Annotated in this window: 10 protein-coding genes; 3 read left to right on the top strand and 7 right to left on the bottom strand. The window is 71.3% G+C overall.

What is annotated here, in order from left to right; genetic code table 11:
* Positions 1-32: 32 nt before the first annotated feature.
* Complete coding sequence (locus tag ABFX55_RS00295) at positions 33-1,424, top strand: hypothetical protein (protein ID WP_346116456.1); 1,392 nt, start codon at positions 33-35, stop codon at positions 1,422-1,424.
* A 285-nt stretch (positions 1,425-1,709) separates the two neighbouring features.
* Here the strand turns inward: ABFX55_RS00295 and ABFX55_RS00290 are convergent, their stop codons facing one another.
* Positions 1,710-2,732 carry a LacI family DNA-binding transcriptional regulator gene (locus ABFX55_RS00290; protein WP_346116454.1) on the bottom strand — a complete coding sequence of 341 codons (1,023 nt, stop codon included), beginning with the start codon at positions 2,730-2,732 and terminating at the stop codon, positions 1,710-1,712.
* A gap of 245 nt (positions 2,733-2,977) precedes the next feature.
* Positions 2,978-4,513, bottom strand: coding sequence for a SulP family inorganic anion transporter (locus tag ABFX55_RS00285; RefSeq protein WP_428834752.1), 1,536 nt, complete (start codon positions 4,511-4,513; stop codon positions 2,978-2,980).
* 980 nt (positions 4,514-5,493) lie between these two features.
* On the opposite strand from ABFX55_RS00285, the gene ABFX55_RS00280 reads away from it, so the two are divergent.
* Both ABFX55_RS00280 and ABFX55_RS00275 read left to right on the top strand, forming a co-directional pair.
* On the top strand, positions 5,494-6,492 hold the full coding sequence (locus tag ABFX55_RS00280) for a sigma-70 family RNA polymerase sigma factor (RefSeq protein ID WP_346116452.1): 999 nt from the start codon (positions 5,494-5,496) through the stop codon (positions 6,490-6,492).
* A gap of 135 nt (positions 6,493-6,627) precedes the next feature.
* Complete coding sequence (locus ABFX55_RS00275) at positions 6,628-7,812, top strand: erythromycin esterase family protein (protein ID WP_346116450.1); 1,185 nt, start codon at positions 6,628-6,630, stop codon at positions 7,810-7,812.
* A 32-nt stretch (positions 7,813-7,844) separates the two neighbouring features.
* On the opposite strand, the gene ABFX55_RS00270 is transcribed toward ABFX55_RS00275, so the two are convergent.
* From ABFX55_RS00270 to ABFX55_RS00250, 5 genes are read right to left on the bottom strand one after another with little or no spacing between them, the layout of a single operon-like run.
* Entirely contained in the window at positions 7,845-9,002 is a 1,158-nt protein-coding gene (locus ABFX55_RS00270; protein ID WP_346116448.1) for an alpha/beta hydrolase family protein, read from the bottom strand.
* A gap of 12 nt (positions 9,003-9,014) precedes the next feature.
* Positions 9,015-10,433, bottom strand: a complete 1,419-nt coding sequence (locus ABFX55_RS00265; protein ID WP_346116446.1) for a S41 family peptidase — start codon at positions 10,431-10,433, stop codon at positions 9,015-9,017.
* Positions 10,430-11,473 carry an ABC transporter permease gene (locus ABFX55_RS00260; RefSeq protein WP_346116444.1) on the bottom strand — a complete coding sequence of 348 codons (1,044 nt, stop codon included), beginning with the start codon at positions 11,471-11,473 and terminating at the stop codon, positions 10,430-10,432. Before ABFX55_RS00260 ends, ABFX55_RS00265 begins: the two co-directional genes overlap by 4 nt.
* Positions 11,470-12,360 carry an ABC transporter ATP-binding protein gene (locus ABFX55_RS00255; RefSeq protein ID WP_346116442.1) on the bottom strand — a complete coding sequence of 297 codons (891 nt, stop codon included), beginning with the start codon at positions 12,358-12,360 and terminating at the stop codon, positions 11,470-11,472. Before ABFX55_RS00255 ends, ABFX55_RS00260 begins: the two co-directional genes overlap by 4 nt.
* Positions 12,357-12,761, bottom strand: a complete 405-nt coding sequence (locus ABFX55_RS00250; RefSeq protein WP_346116440.1) for a GntR family transcriptional regulator — start codon at positions 12,759-12,761, stop codon at positions 12,357-12,359. The genes ABFX55_RS00255 and ABFX55_RS00250 overlap by 4 nt, the downstream gene beginning before the upstream one ends.
* Positions 12,762-12,775 lie beyond the last annotated feature (14 nt).

Genomic DNA, 12,775 nt, shown 5'->3' with positions numbered 1-12,775 from the left:
TCAGGTTAGCGGGCGATCAATGGACTGGCCCGATGACCGCGACAATTCTGCGGCCCTCGCCGCCCGCGCTCGTCCCGCGCCGGCAGCGGGGCCACCTCCTGTTCGGGATCGCGCTCGCCGCGGCGGCGACCCTGCGCGCACTGGTGATGCTCGGCTACACCACCGCCCAGCTGTACTGGTACGACTCCTTCACCTACCTGGACACCGCGCTCCACATGCGGCCTGGCGGCGCCTTCCACCCGGCCGGCTACTCCTGGTTCCTGTGGCCGTTCTCCGACGTGAAGCTGGTGGCGGGCCTGCAGCACGTCATGGGGCTGGGCGTGGCCGTCATGATCTACCTGCTGCTGCGCCGCTGGTCGGTGCCCGCCTGGGCGGCCACGCTCGCCACCGTGCCGGTGCTGTTCGACCCCGCCTTCGTCCGCCTCGAGCACGCGATCCTGTCCGACCTGCAGGTGTACTTCCTCATCATGGCGGCGCTGACGCTGCTCATGTGGCGCACCACGATCGCCTCGAGCGCCGCCGCCGGCCTGCTGCTGGCGCTGGCCGGGCTCACCCGCACCGCGGCCGTCCCCCTTCTCGGCCTGGCCCTGCTCTACCTTCTGGCACGGCGGGCGGGCCGGCGCCCCGTCATCGCGCTGATGCTCGCAGGAGCGATCCCGCTGGCCGCCTACGCCGGCTGGTACCAGCACCACCATGGCCGTTTCGCTCTCTCCGGCGCCGACGGGGTGTCGCTGTGGGCCAGGACGATGACCTTCGCCGACTGCCGGCGCGTCGAGCTGACACCCGAGGAGGCCGAGCTCTGCCCCAACGGCACCGTGGTCGACGCCGCCTCGGAGTACGTCTGGGCGGCAGGCGCCTCGCTCAACCGGATGCCGGGAGGCAGGTTCGCCCACAACGACCTGGCCAGGTCCTTCGCCACCAAGGTCATCCTCGCCCAGCCTCTCGACTATCTGCGCGAGGTGGTCAAGGACACCTCCCTGGCCTTCACCTGGACACCGGTCGCCCACCCCAAGCGGGTCTCACCCGCGCTGACCTTTCCCCAGGGGGCGTGGGACCTGCCGTGGCACTTCCCCCTCGTCAACAAGGTGCGCGCCGAGTACGACAACGACATCCGCGGCATGGCCTCCGTCGAGCCGTACGGCACGATCCTGTCCCACTACCGCTACCCGTGGTTCCTGCACGGCACGCTGTTCGGGCTGCTCCTGCTGGCCGGCGGCCTCAGCGCCGCGCTGTGGCGCAGGGCCGCGCTGCTGCCGTGGGCGATGTCGATGTTCCTGCTGGTCGGGCCCGTGGCCGCGCTCGACTTCGACCATCGCTACGTGCTGCCCGCCATACCTCTGGCCTGCCTGGCCGCCGCGATGGGACTGCACGGCATGCTCACCGCCCTGCGAGCGGCTCGCCTGCTTCACAGGGAACGGCCATGATGAGCGTCCCGCGCTCCGCCGAAACGACGGTCGCGGCCGTATCGTCGCCATGTGACGCACCAGCATGAGACCTGGGGCCGCCGGAGACGCCTACGAGGCCTACGTCGGGCGATGGAGCCGCCCCGTCGCGGATGCCTTCCTGCGCCGGCTGGAGGTGCCGGCGGGCGGGCGCTGGCTGGATGTGGGTTGCGGCACCGGCGCGACCTGCTGCGGGCCCGGCTGCCGTCGGACCCGGACGGCTCCATCCCCCTCACCGCCAGGTGCTGGGCGCTACGAGGCGTGGAGCTACGGTGACCGCTTCGCCGTCCCGGTACTCCCTCGGGGGGTGAGACCGGCGGCCACGTCCTGAACGTCCTGGACCTGCTCACCCGCGATCAGCGACAAGAGCATCTGCGCAGCGTGGGCGCCATGGGCGGGAATGTCGCGGCCCACCGCGGACAGCGGCGGACGCACCACCTGCGACAGGGGCGAATCGTCCCACGCCACGATGGACAGCTCACCGGGAACGTCCATCCCGAGCTCCTGCGCGACGGACAGCCCGGCCACGGCCATGATGTCGTTGTCGTAGACGATCGCCGAAGGACGGCCGGGCGCGCTCAGCAGCCGCCGGGTCGCCTGCGCTCCCTGCTCGCCGGTGTAGTTCGTGTGCTCGATGACGTGATGGTCGAGGGCGAGCTCCGCGCAGGTCCGGGTGAAGGCCTGGTCTCGCTGGACGGTGTGGACCAGCTCGGGCAGCCCGGCGATCCTGGCGATGCGCCGATGGCCGAGCGCGGCCAGGTACTGGACCGTCTCCCTGACGGCCGCGCTGTCGTCGGACCAGATCGAGGTGAGCGACCCCGCCGCCGATGGATGGCCGATCACGACGACCGGCATGCCGAGCTCCTGCATGACCGCCACGCGCGGGTCGCTCAGATGCAGGTCGACGAGGATCGCGCCGTCGATGCGCCGCTCGCCCCACCAGCGCCGGTGGATCTCGATCTCCTCGGCGTGGTCTTTGACGACCTGCAGCATCAGGGCGTAGGACCGGGCGGACAGCTCGTCCTGGATGCCGCTGATGAGCTCCATGAAGAACGGCTCCATGCCGAGGACCCGCGCAGGACGGCACAGGACCAGGCCGATGGAGCGGGCATGCGCGCCGTTCAGCGCGCGGGCGGCGCTGTTCGGTCGCCAGCCGATCTCCTCGGCGATGGCGATGACCCTGGCCCGGGTCGTCTCCGACACCCCGGACCGGCCGTTCAGCGCGTAGGAGACCGCCACCTTCGACACCCCGGCCCGCCGGGCGATGTCCGCAATCGTCGGTCGCTTCACCGGGCCCTCTGACTGAACCAGTTATCCGCAATGCCTTGCGCCGCGAAAGCTACCACGCCTGCGCGCCGCTGGACGTGCGCCTTCCAGGCCAAGGATGCTCGCCTCGCTGACGCGACGTTGCCACACCGAACGTCGTCAGATGGGCGGCGAGGAGCAGAGAACCCGCCACCGGACGGCCCGGCCGGGCTCGGCGCCGTGAGCCAGTGAGCCGGGAGTCGGTGGCCGGAGGGTCGGTGGCCGGGGGGTCAGGGGCTGCCGGACAGCTCGCCGGACAGGGTGCCGTGCATGCGAGCGCTGGGCTCGTTGAGGCCGACGATCTCCACCGTCTTGCCGCGGGCGGCGTACTTGGCCTGCACGGCGTCCAGCGCGGCGACGCTGGAGGCGTCCCAGATGTGAGCCTCGGACAGGTCGATGACGACGTGGTCGGGATCGCCGGCGTAGTCGAACCGGGAGACCAGATCGTTGCTGGAGGCGAAGAACAGCTGCCCGGTGACGGCGTACAGGGCCTGGCCGCCGTCGGGGTCGACGACGGCGGAGACCTGCGCCAGATGAGCGACCCTGCGGGCGAAGATGACCAGGCCGGTCAGCGAGCCGACGACGACGCCGATGGCCAGGTTGTGGGTGGCGACCACGACGGCGACGGTGACGACCATGACGGTGATCTCGCCGGCGGGCATGCGCCTCAGGGTGGCCGGGGCGATGGAATGCCAGTCGAAGGTGCCGACCGAAACCAGGATCATGACGGCGACCAGCGCGGCCATCGGGATCTGGGAGACCAGCGGGCCGAAGACGATGCAGAGCACCATGAGGAAGGCGCCGGCCAGGAAGGTCGACAGCCGGGTGCGGGCGCCGTTCTTCACGTTGATCATCGTCTGGCCGATCATGGCGCAGCCGCCCATGCCGCCGAACAGGCCGGTGACGATGTTGGCGATGCCCTGGCCGATGGACTCGCGGGTCTTGCTGGAGCGGGTGTCGGTCAGGTCGTCGACAAGCTTGGCGGTCATCAGCGATTCCATCAGCCCGACCAGCGCGAAGGCCAGGGCGTACGGGGCGATGAGGGACAGGGTGTCGAAGGTGAACGGCACCCCGGGCAGGCCGGGGACGGGCAGCGAGGACGGCAGCGCGCCGCGGTCGCCGACCGTCGGCACGGCCAGGTGGGCGCCGACGGTCAGGGCGGTCAACGCGGCGATGGAGATCAGCGGGGCCGGGATCGCCCTGGTCAACCGCGGCAGGAACACCATCAGCGCCAGCGCGCCGCCCGCCAGCGGGTAGACCACCCACGGCACGTCGACCAGCTCGGGCACCTGCGCCATGAAGATCAGGACGGCGAGGGCGTTGACGAAGCCGACCATCACCGAGCGGGGCACGAAGCGCATCAGCTTGGCCACCCCCAGCGCGCCGAGCACCACCTGGATGAGGCCGCCGAGGATGACGGTGGCGATCAGGTAGCCCAGGCCGTGCTCGCGCACCAGCGGCGCCACGACCAGGGCGATGGCGCCGGTGGCTGCCGAGATCATCGCGGGGCGCCCGCCGACGACGGCGATGACCACGGCCATGGTGAAGGAGGCGAACAGGCCGACGCTCGGATCGACTCCCGCGATGATCGAAAAGGAGATCGCCTCGGGGATGAGGGCGAGCGCGACCACCAGCCCGGCCAGGATCTCGGTGCGGGCGACCTTCGGCGACAGCCAGGCGGGGCGGCCCGGCCGCAGACGCGTGGCCAGGGCGGCGGGCGGGCGGGCGGGCGTGGGGGAACTGGGCAACACGACATCCTTCAACATGAGCGGGCAACGTGAGCAGGCGGCAACCCGTGCTGGTGGGCGCGACGACGGCGCGCCGCGCAGGCAGAGGCCTGAGAAGGCGGCTCGACGGGGGCGCGAGGCGCCAGGCGGGCGCCCGACAGCAGCGGGGCGGCAGGCCGGCGGCGGTGCCGGGCTACCGCGAGGAGGTCACGGCGGGCAGCAGGCGGTGGCGGTCAGGGGCATGCGCGCGTCGATGGCCCGTACCTCGTGTTCGTTTCGTCCCGCCGTCAGTCGCCGCCGTGCTGCTTGAGGACCTTGTGCCTGTGGTCCGGTCCTGCCCGAACCCGTCGGCGGCGTGGCCGGGGCCTGCACGGCCGGTCATGGGGGGACGACACCGTTGGCGTCCCGGCCTTCGGCAACTCTACCTTCGATCGATTCTTGAACGCAGCGGGGGGCCGAGACCGTCAGCTCGCATGCTTCTGACGGCATGCTTCGATGGACGCGGGTCCGAGGGCCGTGTGGCGAGAGCATCGCCGGAGACGTGCCCTCGACGGTGCCCTTGGCGATGAGGAGCCCGGGGAGGCGGTGACCCGGCCGACGTCGACGCGGCGGTGGCTAGGCGTCTCGGACGGGCCGGTAGGTGAGGAAGGCCGCTGCGGGACGACCACCGGCTGGCGAACCACTCGTAGCTCCGCCCACCCAGCAGCAGCGCCTCGGTGCCCAGCGCCTCCTCGAACTCGACCCTGGCCCACGCTTCGCGGTCCTTGTCCCCCATCCGGCCGAACCAGCCGCCGAAGCTGAAGCCCTCCTCGCCGGTCGGGTCCTGGATGACTCCATCGAGCGAGATGTTCTCGCTGATGACAAGCTCTCCCATTGCGGTTCTCCCTTGCCGTGGTGTCAGCTACCACTGGTGTAGACGCCGCGACGTCGGGAAAGGGGGCGCCCATCGACCGCCCCCTCCGCCCCTCGGCCGGCGTCCGTACAGGACGGAAGCGCGAGAGGCGGGAAGGGTGGAGTCGGTGAGCGCCGACCTGATCAGCAGGGCGAGGGCAGGCGACGGCGAGGCGTTCCGAGCGCTGACCGAGCCGCACCGCCGCGAGCTCCAGGTGCACTGCTATCGGATGCTCGGATCGCTCCCGGACGCCGAGGACGCCCTCCAGGACACCCTGCTGGCCGCCTGGCGGGGTCTCGGAGGGTTCGACGGTCGCGCCTCGCTGCGCACCTGGCTCTACCGGATCGCCACCAACCGGTGCCTCAGCGCGCTGCGCGCGGCCAGCCGCCGCCCGGCCAAGGAGTGGGACATCCCCGGAGTCGAACCGCCCGAACCGACCCGTATCGGCGATGTCGTCTGGCTCGAGCCGTATCCCGACGCCCTCCTCGAAGGCCCGAGCACTCTGCCGCTCGGCCCGGAGGCCCGCTACGAGCGGACCGAATCCATCTCTCTGGCCTTCGTGACCGCCCTTCAGCTCCTGCCGCCTCGCCAGCTCGCCGTCCTCATCCTGCGCGACGTCCTCGGATTCCACGCCAACGAGGTGGCCGACATGCTGGACACGACCGTGGGATCGGTCAAGAGCGCCCTCAAAAGGGCGCGCGCCGGCCTGCGACACCGGCGGACGGTCGCCGACCGCGAACCGCCTCCCGCCGCCGACTCACCCGCCGAGGATGCGATCGTGGCGAAGTTCGTCCGCGCGTACGAGTCCGCCGACATCGACGCGCTGGTGGCCCTTCTGACCGACGACGTCTTCGTGTCCATGCCGCCGATGCCCCTCGAATACGAGGGCCGAGACGTCGTGGCCCGTTTCTGCGCCGGCATCTTCGGCTCGGGCCGGAGGTTCGACCTCGTGCCGACGCGAGCCAACGGTCAGCCGGCGTTCGGGGCCTACCTGCGCGCTCACACCGGCATCCGCCACGGGACCGGGCTGTTCGTCCTCACCCTCGCAGGCGACCGGATCTGCGCCATGACCCGCTTCGAGAACAGCGTGCTCCCCTCGTTCGGGCTGCCGCGCTCGCTGCCTTGACCCCGGATCGCCTGCTCGACCACGCCGCCGTCCACGGCCGGCAGCACCGCACCCGCCTTTTGAAGGTACATCCTCGTCAGCAGCTGGAAATGCCGCCAAAGCTTACACAGGCGGTTCAACGATACCGTTGAAGGAATGACGACCTCGCTCCGGGACGCCGCCCGTCGCTTCACCGGCGGCGCCCTCACCGCGTTCCTGTCTCCCTCCACCCGCCTGCTCGGCCTCGGCGAGCCCACCCACGGTGTCGAGGCCTTCCTCGAGCTGCGCAACGAGGTCTTCCGGCACCTCGTCGAGCACGAGGGCTACCGCTCCATCGCCATCGAGAGCGACTGCCTGGCGGCCCTGGCCGTCGACGCGTACGTCACCGACGGCACCGGGACCCTCGACGGGGTGATGAGCGGCGGCTTCAGCCACGGCTTCGGCGCCTCTCCCGCCAACCGGGAGCTCATCGGCTGGATGCGGGCCTACAACCAGCAGCGGCCCCCGCACGAGCGGCTCCGCTTCTACGGCTTCGACGGGCCCCTGGAGATGACCGGCCCCGCCGGCCCCCGCCCCGCACTGACCGCGCCGCACCACTACCTCGCCGCCCACCTCGACCTGGCCTGGAGTCGCGAGAGCCTCGACGAGCTGTTCGGCTCCGACGAGCGCTGGACCAACCCGGCCGCCATGATGGATCCCACCCAGTCCCTCGGCCGCACCCCCGAGGCCAAGGAGCTGCGCCTGGTCGCCGACGACCTGCGCGCGCTGCTCACCGCGCACGCCCCCCACCTGACGGCCGCCACCTCCCCCGACGAGTGGTGGCGCGCCGACCTGCACGCCCGCACCGCCGCCGGGCTCCTGCGCTACCACGCCGGCATGGCCGACACCGCGCCCACCCGCATCGGGACGCTCATGTGCCTGCGCGAGGCGATGATGGCCGACAACCTCGACGCCATCGTCGGCCGCGAGGCCCGCCGCGGACCCACCCTCGCCTTCGCCCACAACCGCCACCTGCAGCGGGACAAGAGTCACATGCACTTCGCCGGCCTGCCGCTCCAGTGGTGGAGCGCGGGCGCCATCATCGGCACCCACCTCGGCGACCGGTACGCCTTCGCCGCCACCACCTTCGGCGCCCGCGGCTCCGACGTCCCCCCTTCCGACACCCTCGAAGGGCTCCTGTCGACGCTCCCCCACGCCCGCGCCGTCATCGATCCCGCCCGCCTCGCCGCGGCCCTCGACCGGAAGCTGACGCCCCGCCTCCCGGCCGACCACACCTACTTCTCCCTCGACCCGGCCACCACCGACCAGACCGACGCCATCGTCTTCGTCAAGGACATCTGAACCGCCCACGGCTCAGGAAAGCGTTCAGGGCCTCAGGACGGACCGCAGGTCGCGGGGCAGAACCTGACCTCGGGGTAGCGTGGCGACGGCCTGTCCAGCAAGGGCTGCCGCTGCGACTTCAGGTGCTGGTCGAGGAAGGCCGCCACGTACGTGCGGGTGAGTTCGGCGGAGCGCGCCCCGGACAGGACGCCGTGGGGAGGCTTGACGCCGAGGGCGCCCGCCAGCAGCGAGCCGTCGGTGAAGGACTGGTGTTCCGCGCCCGACAGCACGATCCAGCGCTTCCATCCGGTCAGCAGCTTCCAGTCGCGCTCCCACGAACCGTCGCGGCCGCCGGGGACGTGGTTCGGCGACCCCATGAACATGAAAGGCCGGGTGAACCCGCTCTTGGGGATGCGGGCGTAGGTGGTGCCGTCCATGTCGATTCCGGCGCGCACCCGGGGGTCCTTCAGCATGGCCGCCACGCTGCTGGCCCCGCCGATCGACTGGCCTGCCATCGCGATTCTGGAGCGGTCGATCAGGTCGGAACCGTCCCACTTCGAGGTCAGCTGGTCGAGCACGAAGGAGACGTCGGCCGCCCGGCCCTGGACCACGCCCGTGCCGAAGCCCGGGTCGGTGTCGCTGTCGCATGCCAGGCACTCCGCGACCCGCCCGTCGGGAAAGGTCGTGGCGTAGCTCTCGTAGGTGTGGTCGATGCCGGCCACGACGTACCCCCGGCTGGCCAGGTCCTCGGCCAGGGACGTCAGGGTGCTGATCGGCTTGGTGAAGCCCGGGGAGAGGACCACCAGGGGAAGCCTGCGGCCGGCGGGTTCGGCGTCTTCGACGGCGTTCGTTCGCGTCCTGCTCAGCGTGTCGTAGGGCACGTTGGCGATCCTCGCGCCCTTCATGGTGAGCTCCGATTCCTTCGGCGTCATGTACGGCGCCCGCTGCCCGTCCCGCTGCTCGGTCGGGTACCACAGGGTGACCTTGAGGTGCCTGGCGGCGACGTCGAGGTCCCAGGGATCGGGGCGGGAGGTGTCGGTCAGATACAGGGCGGTGGTGCCGACCGGATGGGGGCCGGTGGGGGCAGGCAGGGTGACGGGGCCGGTCGGTGTGGGCGAGGAGTTGGCAGCCGTCCGTGGCGGCGCGGGTGCGGAGCAGCCGGACACGGCGAGGACGGCCAGTCCTGCGGCGAGCGCCAGGATCTGTCTCATGGAGCGGTCCCTTCACTTGTCCAGCAGGGTCAGGGCCTTGGCCAGGGCGGGGTCGCGCCCGGCAGCCGCGTCCTTCGGCGTCAGGGGCACGTGGTGGTCGGGCGGCACCCCGATCCGGTTGATCTCCTGGCGACGGGGCCCCAGGCCGTGCCTCGAAGGGAAGGCCAGGACGGTGTTGTTGCTGAGCAGGTACGGCTGCGACGGGCCGGACATGAGCCCGGCGGTCCTGGTGCCGACCAGCCGGCCGACGCGCAGGTCCTTGACCGCGGAGCTGAAGTGCTCGCACGCCGAGGCGCAGCCGCGGTCGGTGAGCACGATCAGCGGCAGGTTGAGCAGTTCGACGGTGTCGTCGGTCCGCAGGCCTTCGCATCTGTCGTCCGCGGTGCACAGGTAGTGGGTGACCTTGCCGTGGACGAAGGCGCTCAGCAGCCGGGTCGACTCCTCGATGCGGCCGCCGCCGTTGCCGCGCAGGTCCAGCACGACGCCGGTGAGGGTCCGGCCGGTGCGCAGCCTGGCGATCGCCTTGAGTACCCTGTTCGCGGAGTCGGGAGCGAATCCGCGCATCCGCACAAGGGCGACGTCGTCGTCCAGCAGCTTCGACTGCACCACTTGCAGGGCGGCCAGATCCCGCTGGTAGAGGCCGGGCTTGAGCGTCACGCTCCAGCGGCGGCCGGTGCTCTGCCGCAGGAGCCGCAGCCGGATCGGGCGGGCCTGCGGGTATCGCGGGTGGAGGGCGGCGATCGCGGGGGTGGGCTTGCCGCCGACGAAGGGCGCCGATCCGTTGATCGATTCGATGATGTCGCCGGGGCGCAGTCCGGAGGCCTGCGCGGCGCCGCCCTGCACGGTGGTGACGAACAGCGGGGGGAGGGCGACGCCGGGGTTGCCGGTGGCCTGCGAGCCGGTGACGTTCGCCTGGAGACCCAGGCCGTAGCCGTCGCCGTCGTAGTAGTCGGCAGGTCGCGTGATGTCGTGGGCCCAGCTGGCGTGGTTGTCGTCGAGGCCGGCCACGATGGCCTCGAGGGTGGCGACGGCCAGTTTGTCGCGCAGGTCGGGGACCTGATCGGTGGTCGTGCGGTAGACAGCCTCGAACGCGGCCCAGTCGGCTCTGCGGTCACCGGTCAGCGCAGGCATGCTCGCCTCGGGCACGTCGCGTCCGTTGCGGTTGAGCTCCTGCGTCAGGGCGATGAATCCGGCCGTCAGCAGCGAACCGGCGTCCAGCGTGGCGCCGCTGTAGTAGTTGCCGAGGATGCAGAAGTACGCCTGCTCGATGACGTCGATCGTGGTGGGCGTCTCCGCCCCGGGAGCTTTCTGGGGCGCCGCGCAGACCGTGGCGGCTGCCGAGCTCGACTGGCTGCGCGGCGGCGTCGGCGCGGTGCAGGCCGCGGCCAGGAGGAGGGCGAGCCCGGCGCTCACGGTCCTGATGGCGGTCATGACAGGCGTCTCCGGATCCACCAGAAGCACAGCCAGATGAGGCCGAGGGTGAGCAGGGCGTAGATCCCGGTCTCGATCCACTGGAAGGGCCAGAAGCGCTCGAGGGGCTGGAAGGTCGCCTGCTGCCGGTAGCCGAGCCGGTTGATCTCGACCATGCAGCCGTCCCCGCCGCCCGCCGACGGTGCGCAGGGGCCCGCCGTCGTGGAGACCTTGATGTCGCCTTCGTCGCCGCCGGGGGCCATGGCTCCGGACGGGTCGAGGAGGTTGCTGGACAGGACCCAGGCGCCCGGGTGGCCGGGGACGGCCGACTTCAGAACGATCCGCGGCGTTCCGCCGCCGTCCTGGGGAAGGCCCAGGCTGTCCACGTTCGCCTTGCCGAGCTCGAAGGTCGAGGTGATCGGGGGCATGAGATGGGGACGGACCAGCAGCGGCATGGCCAGCTGGATGGCGGCGAAGACGGCCAGGGTGAGGGCCATGGCGGGCAGCGTGCGGCGTACCAGCATGCCCACGGTCACGCCGAGGACGAAGGCGAAGGCCGCATATCCCATCGGGGCGATGCCGCGCGCGCCGAACACCAGAGGCGCCATCAGGGCCAAGCCCTCGGCGGCCGACTTGTCCAGGGGATCGGACCACCAGGTCACCATGAGGCCGCACAGACCGGCGAAGGCCACGGCGGTCAGGCCGGTGAGCCCGAGCTTGACCGCCAGCCAGCGGCCGCGGGTGACGCTCTGGTTCCACACCAGCAGGTGCGTGCCCGTCTCCAGCTCGCGGGTGATCAACGGTGCTCCCCAGAAGAGCCCGGCGAGGGCGGGCAGGAGCAGCACGACGAGGGTCAGGGCCATGAACGGGGTCTGGTGCGCGTCGAAGAAGCGGTCGTAGAAGCCGTCGCAGCTGTTGTCCGGGATGCAGTCGGCGATCCCGGTGGAGTAGCCGGAGGCCAGGCCGGGGCCGGTCAGGGCCAGGACGACGGCGAGCAGGACGAGCAGGGCGGCCATCATCGCGGCCGAGCCGCGGAACTGGCGCCAGGTCAGCCAGATCATCGCTGCACCTCCAGGGCGACTCGCCGGCCGTCGGCGGTGTTCTTGTCCATGTAGGCCAGGACGAGGTCTTCCAGGTTGAGCTGGGTGACCGTCCAGGCGGGGTCGTGGATCGGGGCGTCGGTGCGGATCACGAACGTGCTCTGCCGGTCGGTATGGCGTGCGGAGATCACCTGCTGGTCGGCGGGCAGCCGGTCGGGATCGCGGCGCGGACCGGTCAGCCGGTGATGGGTGGCCAGCAGCTGGTCGACCTCTCCCGCCACCTGGACGCGCGAGTCGACGAGCACGATCAGGAAGTCGCACGTGCGTTCCAGGTCGGAGACCAGGTGGGAGGAGAGCACCACGCTGAACTGGTGCTCGACGGTCGCCTCCATCAGTCCCTGCAGGAACTCGCGGCGGGCCAGCGGGTCGAGCGAGGCGACCGGCTCATCCAGGATCAGCAGCTCGGGCCGCTTGGCCAGGCCGAGGGTGAGGGCGAGCTGGGCGCGCTGCCCGCCGGACAGCTTGCCCGCCCGGTGGGCGGGCGCCAGGCCGAGCCGCGCGACCCGCTCCCGCGCCATGGTGGCGTCCCAGCGAGGGTTGAGCCGTGCTCCCAGCCGCAGGTGATCGGCCACGGTCAGCCCGGCGTAGACGGGGGTGTCCTGGGCGACGAACCCGACCTTGGCCAGCTGCGCCGGGCCGCCTGCGGGCCGGCCGCCCAGCACCGTGATGCCGCCCGCCGTCGGTTCGAGCTGGCCGCTGGCCAGTTTCAGCAGCGTGGTCTTGCCGGCTCCGTTGGGCCCCACCAACCCGACGACGTGGCCCGCCGGTATGTCGATGGTGCACTCGCGCAGCGCCCAGCGCCTGCCGTACTTCCTGCCCAGTCCCTGGGCCTGCAGGACAGAAGTCACGCGATGTCCTCCTGAGCGGTGGTCCGGAAGGTGGTCTCGAAGAGGGCCTCGATGCTTTCGTCGTCGAGGCCGGCCCGGCGGGCCTTGGCCAGCCAGCGCTGCAGTTCCAGCCGCAGCGGGCCGTGCGCGGCCAGCGAGGCGCCGGTGAGCGTCGCCGTCACGAACGTCCCCACCCCCGGCCTGGCGGCCGCCAAGCCCTCGTGTTCGAGCTCCCGGTAGGCCTTCAGGACGGTGTTGGCGTTGATCGCCAGGTGCGCCACCACCTCCTTGACCGTCGGCAGCTGGTCGCCCTCGCGCAGCACGCCCAGCCGTAGCGCGTGCCGTACTTGCTGGACCAGCTGCAGGTACGGCGACACACCCGACCTGCTGTCCAGATAGAACTCGATCACCGGCTTCTCCATTTATCTAGCCTGCT

Origin of the sequence: Nonomuraea roseola (genome assembly GCF_039535395.1) — a bacterium.
Lineage (GTDB): Bacteria > Actinomycetota > Actinomycetes > Streptosporangiales > Streptosporangiaceae > Nonomuraea > Nonomuraea roseola.
The sequence above is the reverse complement of the archived record's forward strand: the minus strand, read 5'-3'. Positions and strand labels throughout refer to the sequence as shown.